Annotated in this window: 18 protein-coding genes and 1 tRNA gene; 4 read left to right on the forward strand and 15 right to left on the reverse strand. The window is 32.7% G+C overall.

The features are described from left to right. Positions 1-39: 39 nt before the first annotated feature. Positions 40-120 (reverse strand): hypothetical protein, encoded by an 81-nt coding sequence (locus tag ABD745_RS21620; protein ID WP_425549807.1) that lies wholly within the window; start codon positions 118-120, stop codon positions 40-42. Between the two features lie 123 nt (positions 121-243). Here ABD745_RS21620 and ABD745_RS13540 point away from each other — a divergent pair, with 123 nt between their 5' ends. Then, positions 244-1,302 carry an NADH:flavin oxidoreductase/NADH oxidase gene (locus ABD745_RS13540; protein WP_344830775.1) on the forward strand — a complete coding sequence of 353 codons (1,059 nt, stop codon included), beginning with the start codon at positions 244-246 and terminating at the stop codon, positions 1,300-1,302. 260 nt (positions 1,303-1,562) lie between these two features. Here the strand turns inward: ABD745_RS13540 and ABD745_RS13545 are convergent, their stop codons facing one another. From ABD745_RS13545 to ABD745_RS13575, 7 genes are all read right to left on the reverse strand, one after another. Beyond that, positions 1,563-1,925: a nuclear transport factor 2 family protein gene (locus ABD745_RS13545; RefSeq protein ID WP_344830777.1), complete on the reverse strand. Its 363-nt coding sequence runs from the start codon at positions 1,923-1,925 to the stop codon at positions 1,563-1,565. Positions 1,926-3,101: 1,176 nt separating this feature from the next. After that, a complete protein-coding gene (locus ABD745_RS13550) occupies positions 3,102-3,566 on the reverse strand; it encodes a hypothetical protein (RefSeq protein ID WP_344830778.1) in 465 nt (154 codons plus the stop codon). A 787-nt stretch (positions 3,567-4,353) separates the two neighbouring features. After that, positions 4,354-5,577, reverse strand: a complete 1,224-nt coding sequence (locus ABD745_RS13555; protein WP_344830780.1) for a site-specific integrase — start codon at positions 5,575-5,577, stop codon at positions 4,354-4,356. Positions 5,578-5,817: 240 nt separating this feature from the next. Beyond that, a tRNA-Ser gene (locus ABD745_RS13560) sits at positions 5,818-5,902 on the reverse strand. A gap of 295 nt (positions 5,903-6,197) precedes the next feature. Then, positions 6,198-7,997, reverse strand: a complete 1,800-nt coding sequence (locus ABD745_RS13565) for a hypothetical protein (RefSeq protein WP_344830783.1) — start codon at positions 7,995-7,997, stop codon at positions 6,198-6,200. A 172-nt stretch (positions 7,998-8,169) separates the two neighbouring features. Continuing rightward, positions 8,170-9,351, reverse strand: a complete 1,182-nt coding sequence (locus tag ABD745_RS13570) for a glycoside hydrolase family 88 protein (RefSeq protein ID WP_344830786.1) — start codon at positions 9,349-9,351, stop codon at positions 8,170-8,172. A gap of 73 nt (positions 9,352-9,424) precedes the next feature. Continuing rightward, positions 9,425-10,426, reverse strand: coding sequence for an SDR family oxidoreductase (locus tag ABD745_RS13575; RefSeq protein WP_344830789.1), 1,002 nt, complete (start codon positions 10,424-10,426; stop codon positions 9,425-9,427). Positions 10,427-10,592: 166 nt separating this feature from the next. Here ABD745_RS13575 and ABD745_RS13580 point away from each other — a divergent pair, with 166 nt between their 5' ends. Then, positions 10,593-11,051 carry a VOC family protein gene (locus ABD745_RS13580; protein WP_344830792.1) on the forward strand — a complete coding sequence of 153 codons (459 nt, stop codon included), beginning with the start codon at positions 10,593-10,595 and terminating at the stop codon, positions 11,049-11,051. A gap of 5 nt (positions 11,052-11,056) precedes the next feature. Here the strand turns inward: ABD745_RS13580 and ABD745_RS13585 are convergent, their stop codons facing one another. From ABD745_RS13585 to ABD745_RS13605, 5 genes are all read right to left on the reverse strand, one after another. Continuing rightward, the gene (locus ABD745_RS13585) at positions 11,057-11,380 is read right to left on the reverse strand and encodes a winged helix-turn-helix transcriptional regulator (protein WP_344830795.1); all 324 of its coding nucleotides are present in this window, start codon (positions 11,378-11,380) and stop codon (positions 11,057-11,059) included. A 96-nt stretch (positions 11,381-11,476) separates the two neighbouring features. Next, the gene (locus ABD745_RS13590; RefSeq protein WP_344830797.1) at positions 11,477-11,704 is read right to left on the reverse strand and encodes a glutathione synthase; all 228 of its coding nucleotides are present in this window, start codon (positions 11,702-11,704) and stop codon (positions 11,477-11,479) included. Positions 11,705-12,041: 337 nt separating this feature from the next. After that, on the reverse strand, positions 12,042-12,260 hold the full coding sequence (locus ABD745_RS13595; RefSeq protein ID WP_047400810.1) for a hypothetical protein: 219 nt from the start codon (positions 12,258-12,260) through the stop codon (positions 12,042-12,044). Positions 12,261-12,388: 128 nt separating this feature from the next. Next, entirely contained in the window at positions 12,389-13,000 is a 612-nt protein-coding gene (locus tag ABD745_RS13600; RefSeq protein WP_344830802.1) for an alpha-ketoglutarate-dependent dioxygenase AlkB family protein, read from the reverse strand. Positions 13,001-13,014: 14 nt separating this feature from the next. Next, positions 13,015-15,906, reverse strand: coding sequence for an AsmA-like C-terminal region-containing protein (locus ABD745_RS13605; protein ID WP_344830805.1), 2,892 nt, complete (start codon positions 15,904-15,906; stop codon positions 13,015-13,017). Between the two features lie 159 nt (positions 15,907-16,065). On the opposite strand from ABD745_RS13605, the gene ABD745_RS13610 reads away from it, so the two are divergent. Next, the gene (locus tag ABD745_RS13610; RefSeq protein ID WP_344830807.1) at positions 16,066-16,299 is read left to right on the forward strand and encodes a hypothetical protein; all 234 of its coding nucleotides are present in this window, start codon (positions 16,066-16,068) and stop codon (positions 16,297-16,299) included. A 6-nt stretch (positions 16,300-16,305) separates the two neighbouring features. On the opposite strand, the gene ABD745_RS13615 is transcribed toward ABD745_RS13610, so the two are convergent. Further along, positions 16,306-16,767 (reverse strand): NUDIX hydrolase, encoded by a 462-nt coding sequence (locus ABD745_RS13615; RefSeq protein ID WP_344830809.1) that lies wholly within the window; start codon positions 16,765-16,767, stop codon positions 16,306-16,308. A 1-nt stretch (position 16,768) separates the two neighbouring features. Beyond that, on the reverse strand, positions 16,769-17,518 hold the full coding sequence (locus tag ABD745_RS13620; RefSeq protein ID WP_344830812.1) for an NUDIX hydrolase: 750 nt from the start codon (positions 17,516-17,518) through the stop codon (positions 16,769-16,771). A gap of 608 nt (positions 17,519-18,126) precedes the next feature. Here ABD745_RS13620 and ABD745_RS13625 point away from each other — a divergent pair. Next, on the forward strand, positions 18,127-20,397 hold the full coding sequence (locus ABD745_RS13625; protein ID WP_344830815.1) for a TonB-dependent receptor: 2,271 nt from the start codon (positions 18,127-18,129) through the stop codon (positions 20,395-20,397). Positions 20,398-20,405: the final 8 nt, after the last annotated feature.

Genomic DNA, 20,405 nt, shown 5'->3' on the forward strand with positions numbered 1-20,405 from the left:
TTGATCCTATTATTTTTCGATTACATATTATTTTACTACTCAAATCATTCCTTCATCCGCAAATGAAAAATGAGAATCTGAAGTAAGGATCACATGATCCAGTAAAGTCATGCTCAAAATCTTTGCAGCCTTATTTTAAACATAAACGGAGAAAACAAATCATTCAACATTCTTTGCACGCATTAAATACGATAAATACTGAGCTGAATTTCGATAATATGAAAACAAATTAAAAAATATTTTATGAATTTATTCTCACCTTTAACACTTCGTGATCTTACCCTAAAAAACAGAATCGTTGTTTCATCTATGCAGCAATACAGTGCTTTCAAAGGTATTCCCGGAAACTGGCATCTTGTTCACCTTGGCAGTCGTGCAGTAGGTGGCGCAGGTCTGATCATGACCGAATGTACTGCAGTTTCACCCGAAGGGCTTGCCACATTAAGTGATGTTGGAATCTGGAATGATGAACAAAAAAATGCCTGGAAAAACATCGTTGGATTTGTGCATGAGCAGAATGCAAAAATCGGAATCCAACTTTGGCACTCTGGAGGAAAAGGAAGTCTGAAACATCCAAACGAAAAGATGAAACCACTCTCTAAAGAAGAAGGTGGCTGGATTGTAAAATCATCTTCTCCTACAGAAATAAATGGTGTAATCCCTCAGGAATTGACGATTGACGAGATTCAGGAACTGAAAGTCAAATTTACTGAAGCTGCTCTTAGAGCGGTTGGTGCGGGATTTGACGTAATAGAATTACACGCAGGTCATGGATATCTTTTTCACCAGTTCTACTCGGCAGTAATTAACAAAAGACAGGATGAGTATGGTGGAAGTCTCGAAAACAGAATACGTTTTTTAGTAGAAACGGTTGGTGAAGTCAGACGAGCAATTCCTGATGGAATGCCTTTATTGGTCAGAATTTCTGCAGTTGATTATTTGGAAACCCCAGATGCATGGACACTGGATGACAGCATCGTTTTGGCAAAAATCCTGAGAGAAAATGGTGTAGACCTCATCACAGCTTCAGGGGGTGGATTTGCCAACATGAGCAAAGACCGCGTTTTCCCAAATTATCAGGTTCCGTTTGCAGCGATTATTAAACAACAGACTGCTATTGCGGCTGGCGCAGTGGGATTGATTACAGAAGCGGTTCAGGCGAATGATATTATTGTAAATGATGAAGCAGATCTGGTTTTCATCGCACGAGAACATTTGCGTGATCCCTACTTTGCGTTGGAAGCTGCCAAAGAACTGGAAGTCCAAGCAGAAATTCCGTGGCAGTATAGAAGAGCTTTTTAATATGATAACTAAATAGACTTTAAGTAAGATGAAACTCTACTCCATTGCTGAAATTTATTTGGAATGATGTACTCTAGTCATGTTCATTAACCATGACTGCCGTTGATTATCATCAGAAAATGCAGTCTATCACAAAAAAACTTTTTAATAGAATAGAAATGCTCTGTTGTAGAAAATACTTTTATATTTACGACCTTTGATAGTAGAGGTATATATATCCTATACCATATATTATATGACAGCAACGTATATTCTTGTATTTAATGTCCATAACTAACTACTCTTGAGATTTTCCAGCCATCAGGGGTTTGTTTCCAAATGTGTACAAACTTAAATGTTCCGCAGTTCGTAAGGGTATTGTTTTCGAGACGGCAGAATTGATGCAGTCCTGTTTGTATGGCACCGTAATCTTTGACCGGATATACTTCCACACTCCCAGGTACAAGAACCCTTCTGGTATATCCGTAGTTTTTGGCCACTCTCGTGAAATTTTCAATGGTCTCTTCATAGCCTGCCAACCCGCCAACATCGTGAAAGAATTCAAGATCTTTGGTGAAAAAAGTTTTAAGTGTATTAATATCTCTTGAATTTGCGGCACTGAAAAGCAGACTATCTTCCTTCATAATAGTATCATACAATTCTTTAGAAACGGGTTTGTAAGATTTGGATTGTGAAAAGCAACCAGACCACGACAAACAGCATATTGCAGTCAAGCAAAATTGAAACAATATTATTTTTTTCATACTATTTTATTTGTCATATTTAATAATTGAATGAACTAGCGTATATATATTATTTCTTAAGATTTTATTCCAAAGATAAAATATCCTTTCTAACATAACATGCTACCCTACTGATATATTACATTCGATCAAAGGCAACTGACTACAATGCCATTTATAAAATCAAAACAAAGAATCTCAATTATGCAAAGTCTTTCCCAAGAAATATCTTCAAAAAGGGGGTTTATTTTTCACCTACTGTTGAAGCACTTAAGAGATCTGGAAGCTAATGGCATTGTCACAAGACCTATTTATGATACTATTCTCGTGAGTATAGAAAATGAATTGCCAAAATGACTGGTCTTAAAAAAATTGTAACGTGATGTTGAAATGATTTTGACAACGATATACTTAGACATACTTATCTATATAGAGTCTTTAGAATAGGTTCGTTATATGATAATTCAAATGAAATTGATGATATATCTTATTTTATAGCGAAATTAAATTTTGGGTGAAGCATATCGTTGTCCTTTTTTCGAATTAATAGCCTACTATACGAACGATGTTACTGATAAAAAAATACTGTTAACTCATCTGTAATTCCAAAAATCTTTTGATCAATTTCTATAATATCCAATACTGGCAAACTTGGTTTACTTAAAAAGCTTTATACAATTTCATTTTCCGGATATTTACTAGTGAGAAATCGTATGCATTTGTTTGTAATCAAGTCCTATATTTTGTACTTCTTGATCCATTTGTATAAAATTGTTTTAGGAATTCTATATTCATTTATCATTTGAGCTTTAATTTTTTTTTCATCATTAATTAGCTCTAAAATAAAATCCATCAGTTCATTGGTATATATATTTAAATTTGTTTTGTATATTATTGCCACTCTCTCTACTCTCTGGCAGAGCATATACTTCAATAACTTACAATAACGCAATAAAACCTTCATTTCCAAACTTTCCCACTTCATACATAGTTTGAATCTCATTTTTACCAATTGAGAAAGTTACAGATACTCTCTATCTTTGATTCGATTAAAGACCAATATAGATACTTTTAAACTCAATTTGTAGCATACTCTTTTGCTTTTTGAAGTGATTGTTTCAGTTCAGAAATCTGTACGTTGTTCAATCCTACTATCTTACAGTAAATTTTTCTGGTTTTATATTTTTTAGATTTTATAACCATAATCAGTAATGTAGTAAAAAATTCTTTACGAATGTCAAAATCAAGCAGTATATCGTTCGGAAACTCTATAGGCTTCATAGGTGAATTCAATTTCCATAAATAAGACTGCTTTATGGAAATAAACAACATTGAGCTTTCATACTCAAATACTTTTAGTTTAAAAAGCGTACAAAAAACAAGGATAAATACCATTGAACATCCTACTCCCACAAACAACAAGTGAGATGGTAAAGGTTTTAGCAACCATAGTATGATCCCAACGAAAAAAAATAATAAAAGCAGGATTAATAATATTTTGCTATAAAAAAAAACACTTTTTTTGTTATTTATTTTTTTCATTAATTACATTTATAAATACACCTTCTTATGAAAGACTCCCCTCTCTCAATTTTTGTATTGATTCTATAAACAAAAATCCTACAAGCTAAAGCCTGCAGAATCTTGTTTTAATTTCACTTTCATCTCCTGTGTTTTTAGAATGCCAATAAATTTTGTACTTTGAAATTTAATGTGGGACTTCATTCAAAAACACTTCATTTTTTAATTTAAAAAACTATAATATCTGTATACGTGTAATATTAGACATATTATTACTTAGAGAAAAGAAGTATATGTGTCAATTTCCGAATATATCTCAAATATTTCTTTTGAATTTTAATTCAATAAAAATAAAAAAAAAAATTTAAAGCATTGAAAACAAATCAATAGCAGAATAAACGCAATAAAATTATATTTTGAAAAAGTATTACACAAGCCCAGAATGTTTTTTGATATTCCACGCCCCAAAACGCCAAAACTTCTGCCCAAAATGTTGACAAAGCTGTTCCTAACAAAAGGCTGTTTTGCATTGCAAAATGCAAGTTCAATATCCACTCTAAGTAATTTGCATCTAAGCCTTTTTTTTCATGTGCTGGATGTAAAAATGATACTCCGATTTTATTATTTTACAACCCATTTTCAAATCCTGATATAAATTAATCTGTAGAGCGAAGAGGAGTAAAAAAACTTGCGTAGATTAATCTTTATCCAGAAATTCTGCATAAAATGGATCAGATAACTTTATTTTTAAAATTGTAGAAAATGGGAATAGAAAATAAAGAAATTCCGGAAATATCTTTTCACAGATTTAAATGACCTTTTTTCTTTTGGTTAATATATTTTTTAATACAGACATATCCTTGCCAATTTTTTTATCCTGTATTTTTGCATAATGTTGTGTCATTTTAATATTGGTATGCCCAAGCATCTTGCTGACAGTTTCCAATGGTACCCCATTATTAAGAGTAACAGTTGTAGCAAAGGTATGCCTTGCGGTGTGAAAAGTAATATCAAAATCTATTTCACATAAATCTCCAATCTCTTTTAAATATTCATTCATTTTTTGATTACTAAGAACGGGTAAGGCTGCATTTTCATTAATACATTTTGGATGGTCCTTATATCTCTTTAAAATTTCTTGTGCATCAGCCAATATGGGAATACTGGCTTCAATCTTTGTTTTAGCCCTTTTGGTCTTTATCCATAACCCTCCATCAATCTCTCTGGTAATTTTAAGTTTTGTCAAATTCTTAACATCGATATAGGCTAAACCTGTAAAACAACAGAATACGAAAATATCTCTTACAATACTTAACCTTTCAGAAATGAATTTCTTTGACTGGATTTTCCTTAACTGCAAATCAGTTAAAAATCTTACATCTACCGTTTCTATTTTGGATTTATAGCCTACAAAGGGATTTTTGTTCATCCATTCATTGCTAAGACAGATATTTATAATCTTTTGAAAATTCTTAATGTACTTTACAGCAGAATTATTGGAACAGTCTCTTACAGTTCTCAAATAAAACTCATAATCGGCAACGAATCCGGAATTAATATGACGGACATCAATATCAGTAATATTAAATTTCCACTTCATAAATGCCTGTGTATGCCATAATGAAGTTTCATATCTCTCCCATGTTCCCTTAGAAAATTCTTTTCCTATCAGCTCTTTCATTTTCGTATTATGATCTTTGAAAACCTCAATGAGTGTAAACTTTCTTTCCTCAATTCCCAGATATTTATTCCGCAGGTTTTCGCAGGTTATTTCTTTACCTTCACTGAACAAATTATTATAACATTCAAATAATTTTGCTCTTATTCCTTCTATAAAAGAATTTAATTGTTTTGCATTGGGAGTATTGCCTGTTATTTTTCCTGACTTTATACCCCATTGTGATGTTTTAATAATCTGCCCTGTCGAAATTTCTGTTCTTTTACCCGAAATAGTAATCCGTAAATAAATGGTAGAAATTCCAGGATTGTTTTTGACTTTTTTTGCATAGAAAAGTAAGCTGTAGATTTCCATAACTTTAGATTTTTAAGATTAGTAATGTATTTGCGAATCTTAAAACCTACAAGATGTTCAATCGATGAATGGGCTGTTTACCTGTTATTCGGTGAGTAGAAAATGATACTTCCGGCTACTCACCGAATTACTCACTTTCAATTTGTTTTTCTTTGATATATTTTGATAATCTCAAACAACGAAAAAGCCTTTAAACACTAAGATTTAAAGACTTTTGATTTTATTTGTTTCTCCAAATTGCGGAGAGAGAGGGATTCGAACCCCCGGACCTGTTACAGTCAATAGTTTTCAAGACTATCGCAATCGACCACTCTGCCATCTCTCCAAAAACTCCAATTACATTGTTGTTTTTTAGTGGTGCAAATATAGAGAGTTTTTGGATTCTGACAAAATGTTTTCGAAAAAAATATTCATTAAAATATTTAGTTTGCTATATTTCAATAATATAAAATTGTATCAGCCAATTTAAAGAATAAGCTTTAATGCCATATTTTATTAAGGTTCTCAACAAAAATTAATTTTTATATCTATGGAAAATCCTAAAAACTTTAATCAAGCTTATATAATTTTTAACACAGATAAAATTATTTACCAAAACAATGAATTCGAACTAAAACTTGTTAAATTTGAGGAATATTAATTTTAGATAATCTCAATTTGTATTCCTGTAGTTGATTATTTATATCCAAATCTGTTTTAAAGAAAAAAGTATTTTCAAGAATATTTTCATAGTAATTAACTCCTTCTAAAAGATTTTCTTTAAATGTTTTCCATTTTTTTATTTGAGAATGAGTAAAGTTTTCTATAGAACCATTAATTTCTTTTTCCAGGTGATTAACATACATTTTCAGTTCATTTATGAACATATTCGGGCGATTTTTATGTGAAATAATATTCTCTTTTCCATAAATATGCTTTACCATTTTCGAAAGAGAAACTTCCTTATCAAAAAATGCCAAATTAGGTCCCGGGCAAATCACAACTCCCTGCTTTTCACCTTTTATTTCCAATTTTTGCTCCATGTAAGCCGAATTTACCAAACCGACACAAAGACATGCTTTTTCGGTGATATTTTCTCTCTTTTTTTGAAATGTTTTGAAAGATATATTTTCCTTTTCAGATTCCAGTTCTGCAAATTTAATCTCCTGATATTTCTTTGAAGCTGTACAAATTCCCTCCGAAGAATATTCTTTACTTAAAGCCAATAATTTTTTCGGACACGAACTTCCAAAACGGTTTCTCTTTTCTTTTTCATGTCTGATAATTTCGTTTGAAGTCCCTTTTACCGTATTAAAAGGAACCCCCAAAGGTGAAAGATTACTTAGATAAAAATCTTCTTCTTTTGATTTTAAAAGTAATTTTCTTGTTTCATCATCAACCGAAGTTGCTTCCGGAACCAGCAAAAATGGTGAACCCCAACCAATGCTGTCAACATCATATGTTTTTAAAAGAAAATCATGTTCTTCTGCCGTTCCCACTCCACCTTGAACTGTAATTTTCATGTCCAAGGGTTTGGAAACAGTATTTTTTCCTTTTTGTTCCAAAGCTTTACCCATTAAAGTATATGCAGATTGAATTAATTCATCTTTTCTTTGTTTAAATTCTTCCAAAACAGGTCCGAGAAGCAAACCCTCTGTTGCAAAAGCATGCCCACCACAATTCAATCCCGATTCTATCCTGTATTCGGAAACCCAAAGTCCTTTTTTAGCCAAAAAATTTCCCTGTATCATCGCAGAACGGAAATCACTGACTTTCAAAATAATTTTCTTTTTCAGAAATCCACTTTCGTCTGGAAAAAAATCATCAAATTCTTCGATATAGCTGTACAAACGAGGATTCATTCCTGCAGAAAGAACCATTGAAGAAGATAGTTTGCTGTTCGCAAAACCGCGTAAAGACGCATGAGCATCATTATAGATTACAGGTAATTGCTCATTATTCTTAAAATTATCTTTATCAACTTTAGTCATAATATTGACATCGATATTTCCAGGAGAAAGATGATTTTCAATAAAATTTTTAATTGTTGAAGTGACATTTTCCCTTTGGTTCAGGAAATTCTGCAGACTTATTCTCAACTCTGAAGTATTCGGAAGCATCTCCATAAAATTTTTCAGAGCTGTTTTGTTTTTTGAAATTTCTTCTTTAAATGCTTCAAATTTTTCGTTCACGATATCATCTACCAAGTCGAGATAAGCAGTAATTCTTTTGGCTCGGTAGTCGTCAATCTTGCTTGAAATACTTGAGTAATCCAGATTAAACTTCTTATTGTAAAAATTTTTCATCTTTTCTATAATCTCATCATCAATTATAGAAATTACGGAAGAAATTCCGTACTGTGCCACACGAATAGGGCTGTCTATCGTGTAGGCTAATCCCATTACGGGAATATGGAAATTGTGTAAAGGTTTTTTGATCATTTTTATATTGATTAAAATAATTTCTTACCTCTAAATTCCCATCAACTAATTCACTGACACAAAAGTATCAGTTTAAAATTAATTATGCACCAAATAATAAATTAATTTCTTTGAATATGTTTAAAATCATTACTTAAAATAGTTTCGGGCAAATCTTCGATTTGCCCGAAACTTATAAATACCAGTCTTTATATCGTTTTAAAGCTTCCAGAAAATAATAATCCGCATAAATCAATGGGACATCAATTTCAGAATTCAAAGGCAGTCCGCCTGTACTTTGCATCAATAAAAGACCTCCGTTTTCTCCTAATTTCGCCTGATATTTTTCACTGGATAAGCTCATCAACATCTGTTTTGCTGTATCTATATAATTTTTCTTTTCCTTACCATTTGAATATTGACCTAATTCTAACAAAGCCGAGGCAATAATTCCTGCCGCAGAAGTATCTCTCGGAACATTTGGAATTTTTGGGTCATTAAAATCCCAGTATGGAATTTTATCTTCCGGCAATGTAGGATTATTGAGAATAAATTTTGCAATATTTTGAGCCTGAGTCAAATATTTTTCATCTTTTGTAAATCGGTACATCATTGTATAACCGTATAAAGCCCAACCTTGCCCTCTCGCCCAAGCCGAAGAATCGGAATATCCCTGAAAAGTTTTTTTATTTAAAACCTCACCTGTATTCACATCATAATCAATCACATGATACGAACTGTAATCCGGACGAAAATGATTTTTCATCGTTGTATTGGCGTGAGCAACAGCGATTTCTCCCAACCTTTTATTGTTTCCGTTTTGTGAAGCCCAATTCAGCATTTCAAGATTCATCATATTATCAATGATGACGGGACCTTTGAAATCCGCCATCTTATCCCAAGATAAAATAGCCTGCATCCCCGGACGAAATCTTGTAGAAAGGGATTCCGCAGAAGTCAAAATAATATCTTTATATTTTGGATCTTTAGTGATTCTGTATGCATTTCCGAAACTGCAAAACATCATAAAACCAAGATCATGATCTCTTGTAAAAGTTTTATTGGGTTCAATGATTTTTAAAGTTCGTTCAGCTTCTTTTTTAATCTCAGAATCTTTGGTCTGTTCATAAATCATCCATAACGAACCGGGATAAAACCCTGAACACCACCAGGAAATATCTTTCGTAACAAGTTTTCCATCTTTATAAGATTGTGGCATTTTGTCCTGAGGAACAGTTTTAAGTAAAAATTTATATTGTTTTTCTGCAAATTGAAATTCCTTCTGAATCAGATGTGCCATTTCTTTTTTACTTTGCGCATGAAAAGCAATACCTAAAACAGAAAGGGCGACTATAGAGATTTTGTGTAAAGTCATTTATTCAAAAAATTCTTTAGCACAATTTACTTAATTTTTAAATTAATATAAAAGATTTATGTTTCAATTAATTTTAAATTCGGGCTTTATTATTTGAAGATTTAAATTTAATAAACATATAAGCCAAACCTAATCCAAGTCCTGCAACCATCGCAATTTTTGTCTTTCTGGAAGGAATCGGAAATATGGTTTCACCATAAATTCTGTGAGGTTCTGAAGAAGGCTCTAATACATTTCCGGAATCAGAAGGAGCATTTTTTACTTTCATTAGCAGTCTCATCGCTGCGGAAGCGGTATTAATAATCGGCTTTGGAAATAATCCGTACAGATTTTTCATCATCATCGAGGTAAAATCCGGGAACAAATCTTTTCTTGGATTTTTTGCCAGTTCAACCATTTTCGCTGCAGTATCTCTCGGATCAGCTGCAAACGGCGGAATTTTAAAATCAAGTCCTGAATATTTTGCAGAATGCATATTTCCCGTAGAACGCTGAATCTGAGGATAAAGATTACAAATATGAATTTCCGGAAAATCTGAAATTTCGCCATGAAGACATTCCATCATTCCGCGAATTCCGAATTTTGTTGAAGAATAAACTGCGCTATAAGGAGCAGGCATAAAACCTCCAATCGAAACATTATTAATTAAAATTCCTTCATTTTGTTTTTTGAAAATCGGCAGAACACTGTAAGCTCCATGCATATAGCCAAAAAGATTGGTTTTAATGACCTGCTCGTTCAGATCCATCGGAATTTCTTCGAATTTTCCGCTTGCCATTACTCCTGCATTATTCACCCAAATATCGATTCTTCCGTTGAATTGCAATGCTTTATTTGCAAGATTCTGAACATCACTTGCAATCGATACATCTGTAGGAACAGCCATTGCGGAAACCTCTAAATCTCTACATAAAGCAACCGTTTCGTCCAACCCTTCTTTTCCTCTTGCTGCAACTACGATATTACAGCCTTCCAACGCGAATGCTTCAGCTGTTGCTCTCCCTACTCCACTGCTTCCTCCGGTGATGACGACTGTTTTTCCTTTCAGGCTTTGTACTATATTATTTGATTTCATTTTGTGAGTGGTTTTGGTTAATTACTTACCATCAACCTATTATTATGCCATAAAGAATATTTTAAACTTTAATTTCAAAAACATAGAAATATTTTCATCAACTAACAATTTTGTAAGTTGTTTCTTTTCATTACAACGAATTTTACCTTTGAATAAAAGAATTACAATGGAATTAACAGAAAATATTACAGCGTTTCATCATGTCTCCATCAAAGCGCAGGATTTTGATAATACCGTTTTATTTTATCGCCAACTAGGATTTGAGGTTGTTCATGATTGGTCTTTACCTGACTTTAATTTAGAAAAATGTGCGATGCTTCATAACAAAAAAATTAATTATTACCTTGAAATATGCGATAAAAACTCAGACATTCCAACCCAGGGAAGAAAACGCGAAGAAGAAGATGAATATGTTGAAAATGCCTTGCTCCATATCTGTTTTACAGTAAAGAATGCAGAAGAAGCAATGGAAAAAGCTCTTGAATATGGAGCAAAAGATCTAAGTGAGGGAGTTTTTCATCTGGATTTAATTAATAAATATAAAAGTGTATATGTGAAAAACAGTCTCGTTTACAGTCCGAACGGTGAGGTTATTGAATTTCTGGAAAATGTAGATTTCGGTTAATTTTTTTAACATGGAAAATCTGAAAGCAAAGTTAAAATCTTATGAAGCTTTCGACCTTTTTCTGTCAATGAATAAACGGAAGAAATTTTATTTTTTTCTTTTGAAATCAAATTATCATTCTGAAGTTCCTGTAATTGCTTAGAAAGTGTTCTGTCACTCACTTCAGGCAAAAGGATTTTAAAATCCGAATAATGTGTATCATTTTCCAACAATTTAAACAAAACAGAAAGTTTCCAGCGTCCGCTGATCATTGTCAAAGTCTTTGAAGCATTACAAAAATCCTTCAGAGCTTTTTCGTTGATAGAATTGGTAGAGTTTTCCTTTCGCATGAGAATCTCAAATTTAATAATAAAAAAATTATGTATGAATATAACGACAGCAACCTGATAAAAAAATCCCCACTCTATAAATAAAGCGGGAAAATTTTATTCGTCAAAAATTACCCGTCCATTGAACGGTTCGCTCCAGGAAACAAAGATACTTTCGCCGTGTCGGTGGATTTCAGCCTGCAATGTTTCGTATTCACCATCTTCTTTTTGTCTTTCTACAATGAGATCGGAACCTTCACCGATATTTCCTTTTTGAAATTCCACTTTATATTCTCCTGATTCATCCTGTACAAAATCTTCTTTTCTAAAATTTTTGTGTGCCATGATCTTATATTTTTAAGTTGTATAGATAGAGAAGAAACTGTGCCAAGACAGAATATTATTATTTTTTCTTAAAAATTCTTAAATAACCTTAATTTTTTTTTGTTGAAAGATTAATGGCACAATATTTTAATATAGAAAAATAACTCATGTTTAATTTGAGTTTTCATGGTTATTAGTTTTTATCCTCAGAATCTTTCTGGGGATTTTTTGTTTTAGATATTGCAGTTAAAATAAATAATTTATCTTTTGGAAATACTTAAAATAAAAAAAGAACAACCTGATAAAAGTTGTTCTTTTTATTTATAGCGATAAATTTTGATTCGTTCGAAAAAAATATTTACTGGATTGCGTATGCGCCTTTATTTTGAAACACATTAATTATTTCTGTCTTATTATTTAAGGTATTATAAATCATCTCAACTGTAAAGTATGAAACTTCATAAAGAACATATTTTACTGTATTGACGGTTCTTTCACTCATTATACGTCCTTCATTGATAACGAAACTGCATTGCGCCTGATCCGGCATATTTTTAAAATCGTAATAAGAAATCATAGCTGTTGTTTTTAATAGTTTCAATTACTTATACACAATTTCTTTGCCAATTTATCATTAATAAAATTAAATTTTCAACATTCTTTTAATAATGAAAAAATTAACTCATTTATTGAAAATTGAGAATACTATAATTCACGGATAAGCCGAAATGTGAGGTTTATTCTCGGTTTCATTTGCTTTGTTGATTTTGCGATACGATGTTCCCAATTGACCTGCAAATCACCTTTCATAATCAGTAACGAGCCATTCTTTAACGCCAAACTGTATTTTTTCTGATGATTGTCAACATTCCGGAAATCGAAATTTCTTGTCTGTCCCAAGCTTAAAGAAGCAATTACAGGGCGATTTCCCAATTCGCTTTCTTTGTCTCGATGCCAAGCAACAGAATCATTTCCGTCACGATATAAATTGAGTAAAACAGAATTAAACTTGTAGCCGGAAAATTTTTCAATCTTGAGTTTTAAGTTTAGCAATTCCGGCGACCATTGATTGACAATGAATTCGTTTCCACCTAAATGATAAGCTTTACTATTGTTACCGTACCAAGCCGTCAAACGTGGAGTGAGAACCGTTTTGTCGTACATTTTCTGAGTATTTTGCTTCCATGGTGTTTCATTCAATAATCTTTCTTCTAGCTTTGAAGCTTCTTTTTCAGACAAAAAATGCGGTGTATATTCCAACAATTCTTCCGGAAACTGGTAATATTCATCTGAATTAAATAAACTTAACTGACTCACTTTTTACCTGAATTTTATTTTTCTTTAAGATCTTTACTAATTTGTTTTTCTGCCATTTCTGCTTTCTGTTCCTGAGCTTGTTTCTCTTTACGCTGTTGTCTTCTTGTTTTCTTCTCAGCTCTTCTTTCTTCCCGGATTACTTTATTTGTCTTCTTATTATACAATGCGTCAATAATTCCCTGTCCGGTTTTACTGAAAATTTTAATTTTCGGTTTTTCGTGAGTTCCTGTTACAACCACCGGAAAACCAATCAATCCACCGGGAAGAATTCCTACCCTGATTCGTAAATCGAGCAATCCGTTAAAACTTGTCGTTCCACTGATTGTTGGTCTTAAAATAGAAACTTTAAAGGTAAATTTATCAACGTGAATCAGATTATTCTTAATATGAGTTTCGATATTTACGCCTTTCATATCAGGATTATCGAAAGCTTTTGCTCCAATGTTATCACCAACTGCGGAAAGCATTTTCAAATTTTTAACTTCAACATCGCGAAGATTGACAACTCCTCCACCTTCTAAAGAAGGATAAATAGGTTTCATGTTTTTATCAAAATCACCTTTTAATTTATAATCCAAAGATACGATTCCTTTTACATTTTTTGCAGCTGTTACCATTTCACGAACCATATCAATTTCGTTGTAAGCTCTCTGAACATCAAAATCAAGAACTTTCAAAGCAACATCATAATTGGCTGTTAACGGAGATTCATCCTGATAACGTGCATCAATATTCATACGGCTTCCGATAATGTCAAAAGAGGTATTTTTAAGATAAACCTGCCCGGAATTGACCGAAGCAAGTCCTTTTAAATGATTTAAACCTAAACCTTTAAACTCAACTTTTTTGGCATTGGCTTCCAAAGAAACATCAAGGTTTTTCGGAATAATTACTACTCCACTGCTTTTCGGATTTTCAACTTTTGCGTACTCAACTTCTATTGATTTGTCGGAATTGTCGCCATTTTTCAGAGCCATAAATTCATCAATCAAAATATAATTGGAATTCAGAACAAATTTCCCGTGAAGTGTTCCTTTTCTTTCTATGAAATAATTAATGGTATTTAAAAGATAACCATTTAAAGCAAAATCTGATTTTCCATACGTCGCAAAAAACTTCCTGAACCACATTTTTTCATTTTCAAACTGGAAATTCCCTTCTTTTATGAAAAAAGATTTTGGTAAATATTCTGTTGTGGCTTTTATATTTTTTAAAATTAAATTCCCTTTGTTATCCAATTTGCTGTACTGACCTGTCGTTGCGTAGCTTTGCCGACCATTCAACGATAAATCTGCCATAATTAACCCGCTTACATCGAATCCTTTTTTAGCAAAAACTTTATAAATTCTTCCGACATTCAAAACTCCTTTTGCACGAACTTTATACAAAACATCTTCAAAATTCTGCAGATCTGCATTGATGAAAACAGGATTTCCTTCAAAATCAAATGTGAATGGATCTAATTTCACTCCTAAACTCTTGAAAGTACCGTCAGTGTTGATAATATTGGCAATAATATTGATATTCTGAATCGGATTTGGATAATATTTCGTCTTTAACCATCCATTTTTCAGATTGAGATAACCATTTGTTTTCGGGAATAATTTTTTATCTAAACTAAAGATTCCGTTTGCTTTAATATTCGTATCCATTAAACCTCTTGCGTCAATATCTTCCAATCCCAAAGCCTGATCAAGGGTCTGTAAATTCACAGCGCCTTTTACGTCGGCGTTGATCTGCATTTCATTTAAACCTTTCGTTTTTACAACAGCTTTGAAATTATTGTTCCGACCAAGATTAAAGCTTAAATTCTTCAGATCAAGACCTAGCTGCTCTGTATCTAACGACGGTAAATCCACATTAAGATCCATATTAAGATTATTCATCGGAACCGGAGCTTTTCCGTTGGATACAAAACCATTTTTTACAAGTAATTGGGCTTTCAGTCTTGGTTTAAGATTTTTAGGTTCACTGAATCTTCCTTTCAAACTGAAAAATAAATCGCTGTTTCCTTCAATTTTGGTATTTTTTGCCCAATCCAGATATTGTGGAGGCAGCACAGAAATCATTTCACGAATGGTTGTTTTTTCAGAAGCTGCATTGATATCAAGATTATATCCGTCTTTTAAAATACTTATAAAACCTGTGAATTTCAAAGGCAAATCATTGATTCTTAATTCATTTTTCCTCAATACAAAAGTCAATGCATTTGTATTGATTCTTGTAATTAAATCTGCATGTAAGGTTTTTTGTTTGGCGTAATAGATTCTGTTTAAGCTAAAATCGAGCTTGTTAATATCAAGATCTGTTGTAAGATCAAAAATATCTTCACTCAAACCACCTTTTCCTGTATAATTTAGCCCTTTAGCATCAACTAAAACCCTGGCGGAATGATCATTATATTTGATATTCCAGTTTTTTAATTTAATAAGATCCAGTTTAATAGAAGTTCCGGATTCCGTTGTATCTATCTGTTTTCCAGAAGGTTTATAAATATAAACATTGTAATTAGCTTCACCTTCGCTGTTCACAAAAACATTGGCATAAGCATCTGTTACATATATTTCGTCGATTTTCACTTGCCGGTCAAAAATCAGATTTTTCAAATTAATTCCTACTGCAACTTCTTTCGCTGCCAATAAAGTATCTTCCTGAAAAGGTTTCGATCCTTTCAACAAAAAATCGTCTACGGAAACCGTAAGCGAAGGAAAATGTCTGAAAAAAGTAAGATGTGTTTTTCTGTAATCAAGTTTTCCGGCAAGATGTTTATTGGCAAATATTTTAACTTGTTCAGAAATCGTTCCCGGAAACAAAATCGGGATAATAAACATCAAAAAAAGAATGGATGCTATCGAAATTCCTGTCCATTTAAGAATTTTCAAAACTATTTTTTTTAACCTTTCCATGATCCGATAATTTTGACATTAATAAATTAACAGGTATCTAAAATCAAGCCATTACGGTTAAACTTTTCACAGGGAATGACCATCAATATTGATTATTAAATCAGTAATATACTTTATGGCATAGTTTATTCATTAACATAAACTACTATTAAAAAAATTATGAATTTTAAAGAAGCCAAAAAACACAAAAAAGAAGCTGTGAAAAATGCAGATGAATCTGTATTAAAACTATTTCATATCATAATTACTCCGTCCAATACAGATGAAAGCGCAAAATTTATCGAAGACTTTTTAAAAGCTCCCGAATCTTTTACTGATGAAAGTTGTAAAGATTATTGTTCTGATGATAATTATGAAGTTGTGAGTTTTAAAAAAGAATCAGAAGATAAATAATGTAAATTATGTTGATTTCAACAATTCCTCAAGTTCAACAATAAATGCGGCCTGTGCAGGATTTATTTTACTTTTAGCTTCTTCTGAAACAAACCATTCCCATTGATCAACTTCAGGAATTTCAATCGTCTTTCCTGATTTCGGCGGCCATTCAAAAGAAATAATATTGCTCTGAAAACCCGACATTTCCAAATCACCTTCCAAAGCCCATGCAAAAACAGTTTTACCTCCTTTTTGTTTTATTGGTTTTAATTCAATAAAATCTCCATCAACTTTTTTACCAGTTTCTTCATTAAATTCAATTAAAGCTCTGTCTATCAAATCTTCTCCTTCCAAAGCTTCACCTTTTGGAATTGACCATGCACCAATATTTTTATTCTTCCAGAAAGGCCCACCCGGATGAACCAGAAAATAAAAAAATTTTTCTTGTTCTTTTTTAAACAGTAAAATTCCCGCGCTTATTTTCATTTTACCAGCTGCTTAAGCCATTCTCCAAAGCTTTCAGATAGTTCTCTTCATCAAAAGAATATAAATCAGGAGCTTTATGCGCCCCACCCATTCTTCGTTCGTCTAATTTTTTCAGAATCCCCAAATTCTTAATCTTCCTGTAAAAATTTCCTCTGTTAAGCTCTTTTCCAAGAATGACTTCATATAGTTTCTGTAATTCCGAAAGTGTAAATTTTTCCGGTAAAAGATTGTATCCTATTGGTTTATGAGATATTTTTTCTCTTAAAGTTAATAGAGCTTTTTCAACAATTTCACGGTGATCCATTGCCATTTCAATTTCCGATAATTTACTCAGATAAACCCACTCGCAAGTCTCACTGAATTCATCGGTAGTAAGATTGAACCTATCCGGATTATATAATGCGTAATAACCTATCGTTATGAATCTTTGTTTGTGAAAGAGCGTTTCATCAAAATCTTCAAAATAAAATTCACTTCTGTTTTTCTTGCCAAACACTCCGAATTCTTCAAGGTAAACATCCGTAATTCCGGCTCTGTCTTTTACAATTCTTACAACGGCATCATCAAGGTCTTCGTCTTTACGAACGTATCCGCCGGGTAAAAACCATTGTTTCCTGTAATTCATTTTCAATAGAAGAACTTTCAGCTCGTTCTGATCAAAACCGAAAATCACAGGATCTGCAGACAAATGAGGAATAAATATTTCTTTTGCCTCATCTGATCGTTGTAAAATTAATTCTTTGGAATCCATTTGTTGGTAGAAAATGTATTAATTACAAATTTAATGATAAAATTTTTGAGTGAGTACAAATATGGTTCCTTGAATTGGTTTTTGGGGATTTTTTTGAATGATTTTTATCATTGTTTCATGTAGAATCAATGATTTTTTAATAAAATAATTAAATTTAATATACTGAAATTCAATTATTTAAAACCAATATTAAGTTTTATTAATATTTTTTTTGGTAAATCAAAAGAGATAATGTAGTATTGTAATGCTTCATATAGAAACAATGAAAACAAATGCTTTTTTGATCTGATTTTATTTGAAAACACCTTTTTTAAAAAGTGAAATTTAATTGGTACTGACAAAAAATCATTTCGATTTTAAGGCTCAATGATATTGCCTGAAACAAAATGTATTAAAAGTTTCTGTAATACAAATTGCCACAAAACTACAAATGCTGAGGAAAGCCGGCTAACCATAATCAACCCGGTATAAATATTTAAATAAGATTCATCCAATCAATATTTTGGATGCAGGGTATTTCTATGTCTTTATATAACTATAAAAAAAAGATTAAAACACTGATAAACAATATATTAAAACTATAAAGAAGAAATTATACTGATTGTACGATGAGAAAATCAACTTTAAAAATTTCAGCATTAGGATTGATACTTTCCTTTGCTACAGCCTTTGGTCAGGAGAAAACAACAGACAGTCTTGCTGTAAAAGACGCTGTAAAATCAGCTACAAAAACTGAAGAAGGCGTAAAAACCGTGACCACATCTTCAAAAGAAGATAACAACAGAAACGTAATGTTGAACGCAGCCAATAACACAAGTCCAAGAGACGTGAATATCGGTTTGCCATCAACAGTTGGCGGAATTACCATTCTTGAAAACGACTTGCCTGCCGTTTACTTCTTCTGGCCGGAACTTCCCAACAAAACCTGGAGGCAAAGTGTAGGCCTGGAAAAAACCGGATTATTGAAAATGGACCAGCTGGCCAACACAATGGGCGACCTTGGTTTTGCAGTAAACTCTTATTCTCAAACCGGAACTAAAGATTTTAAGTTAAAAGGAAAGTTCACAACAAGTACTTTCGGTTGGCTGCAAGGTGATGTAAACGCTTCAGGTCCTATTTCTAAAAATGGCTGGACATACACAGTTGGTGCATTTGCAAACTTCGATCCAAGTACCTACAAACTTGGCTTTACAAGAAATGTTGATGAAACAAAGATTTTCAGAGCGGGTGTTACCAAATATTTCAATGATGATAAAGGAAAGATTTCGATTCAATACAAATATGCAGATTCTTACAGCATCACCAATTATGCCGTTTTCCAATACGGGCCAGAAGGTAAAGTAACCGAGCTCGACAATTTCAGAATCGGTAGAGATTCTTATGTGGTTAGAGACGGAAAAATTAAAATGAAAGACATCCTTTCCGGTGAAACTTATTGGGCAAATATGGATGGAAACGACAGTAGAAATACGTCTCATAACATCGACATCTTCGGTAATTATTTGCTAAACAACGGCTGGAATTTCAAATTTTCAACCAGAGCACACTTTGCAACGGCGAAGTCTTCTAATATTATTCCTTTAAGTATTTTCAATGCTGATGCGGCTTCGGGTTACACGATTGCTTCAACAGGTCAAGCTTATACGGGAGCAGTCGGAACTCAGCTGGCAATGCACACGCCAAAAACACCGATTACCAATATTGCGGGACGTTTTTCATTGAACAAACAATTGGGGAATCACAATGTAACATTTGGTATTTTAGAACAATATTATAACATCGATAAATTCACTTCAAACAGGTCTTTCTTCTTCCAGACTGTTGAACCACAACCTCAAAGATTGATTGGTCCGACAACAGATGCAGATGGTTTTTATAACTACAATGCAGGAGGAGAATTCCACAGCGGAACAGAAAATAAACTTTCAGTTTACGGAACAGATGAGTGGAAAGTTTCAGATAACTTCAACTTAAGCTATGGGTTACATTTAAGAAATCACATCATTGACGGAGAGTATTCTTTAACGCCAAGAACAGTTGGTTTCAACTTCACAGACCCGAGTCAATTTAACAGTATCAATCAAAGCTTTTTCCAGATTGCAGGAAGTTTAAATGCAACTTATAACATCAGTAAAAACTTCGGTGTTATCGCAAATTTCCTTTATACTGAAGAAAACAGAAGACTGGAAAGTTATTCACAGGCTTTTGAACCGAACACCAATAAAATAAAAAGTCCATTAGGAGCTTTGGGAGTTTTCTGGAACACAGATTACATCCAGTTGATTTCTCAGGCGACTTATCTAAAAAAGAACAACAACCTGAACAGATATAACTTAGTAAATCCAGCAAATACAACTCAGGCTCAAAACGTTACGGTCTACTACGATATTCAGACTATTGGATGGACAACCGATTTTGTGGTAAAACCTTTCAAAGGATTTAATCTGCATTATTTATTGACTTTACAGAATCCTGTGTATAAGAAATTCAATTTCAATGCTTTCGGAACGGCTTACGATTACAACGACAACAATGTGTTAGGAGTTGCTAAAGTGTTGATGGAAATCGACCCGAGTTATACGATTGACAAGTGGAGATTCTGGGCAAGTTTCAGATATTTCTCAAAACAATACGCGAATCTTACCAACGCTTTATATTTCGCACCAAGATGGGAAACTTTTGGTGGGGTAAGTTATACGGTTAATAAAAACATCAACCTTGGCGCAACAGTTATCAACTTCCTGAACCAAAGAGGAGCAAGCGGAACCATCAATGGTGCTGAACTGATTACCGATGCGAGTCCATACTACGGAAAATTATTGACGGGAACTTACATTATGCCATTAACAGGTCAGTTTTCTGTAAGCTTTAATTTCTAAAATTTAAA

Origin of the sequence: Chryseobacterium ginsenosidimutans, assembly GCF_039536845.1 — a bacterium.
GTDB lineage: Bacteria > Bacteroidota > Bacteroidia > Flavobacteriales > Weeksellaceae > Chryseobacterium > Chryseobacterium ginsenosidimutans_B.

What these genes read in the sequence shown, in the direction of transcription:
- ABD745_RS13570 (WP_344830786.1), bottom strand. Translation starts at nt 9,351, where the DNA reads ATGACTTTACACAAAATCTCTATAGTCGCCCTTTCTGTTTTAGGTATT.
- ABD745_RS13545 (WP_344830777.1), bottom strand. Translation starts at nt 1,925, where the DNA reads ATGAAGGAAGATAGTCTGCTTTTCAGTGCCGCAAATTCAAGAGATATT.
- ABD745_RS13610 (WP_344830807.1), top strand. Translation starts at nt 16,066, where the DNA reads ATGAATTTTAAAGAAGCCAAAAAACACAAAAAAGAAGCTGTGAAAAAT.
- ABD745_RS13590 (WP_344830797.1), bottom strand. Translation starts at nt 11,704, where the DNA reads ATGGCACACAAAAATTTTAGAAAAGAAGATTTTGTACAGGATGAATCA.
- ABD745_RS13615 (WP_344830809.1), bottom strand. Translation starts at nt 16,767, where the DNA reads ATGAAAATAAGCGCGGGAATTTTACTGTTTAAAAAAGAACAAGAAAAA.
- ABD745_RS13620 (WP_344830812.1), bottom strand. Translation starts at nt 17,518, where the DNA reads ATGGATTCCAAAGAATTAATTTTACAACGATCAGATGAGGCAAAAGAA.
- ABD745_RS13540 (WP_344830775.1), top strand. Translation starts at nt 244, where the DNA reads ATGAATTTATTCTCACCTTTAACACTTCGTGATCTTACCCTAAAAAAC.
- ABD745_RS13555 (WP_344830780.1), bottom strand. Translation starts at nt 5,577, where the DNA reads ATGGAAATCTACAGCTTACTTTTCTATGCAAAAAAAGTCAAAAACAAT.
- ABD745_RS13625 (WP_344830815.1), top strand. Translation starts at nt 18,127, where the DNA reads ATGAGAAAATCAACTTTAAAAATTTCAGCATTAGGATTGATACTTTCC.
- ABD745_RS13580 (WP_344830792.1), top strand. Translation starts at nt 10,593, where the DNA reads ATGGAATTAACAGAAAATATTACAGCGTTTCATCATGTCTCCATCAAA.
- ABD745_RS13550 (WP_344830778.1), bottom strand. Translation starts at nt 3,566, where the DNA reads ATGAAAAAAATAAATAACAAAAAAAGTGTTTTTTTTTATAGCAAAATA.
- ABD745_RS13585 (WP_344830795.1), bottom strand. Translation starts at nt 11,380, where the DNA reads ATGCGAAAGGAAAACTCTACCAATTCTATCAACGAAAAAGCTCTGAAG.
- ABD745_RS13565 (WP_344830783.1), bottom strand. Translation starts at nt 7,997, where the DNA reads ATGATCAAAAAACCTTTACACAATTTCCATATTCCCGTAATGGGATTA.
- ABD745_RS13605 (WP_344830805.1), bottom strand. Translation starts at nt 15,906, where the DNA reads ATGGAAAGGTTAAAAAAAATAGTTTTGAAAATTCTTAAATGGACAGGA.
- ABD745_RS13575 (WP_344830789.1), bottom strand. Translation starts at nt 10,426, where the DNA reads ATGAAATCAAATAATATAGTACAAAGCCTGAAAGGAAAAACAGTCGTC.
- ABD745_RS13595 (WP_047400810.1), bottom strand. Translation starts at nt 12,260, where the DNA reads ATGATTTCTTATTACGATTTTAAAAATATGCCGGATCAGGCGCAATGC.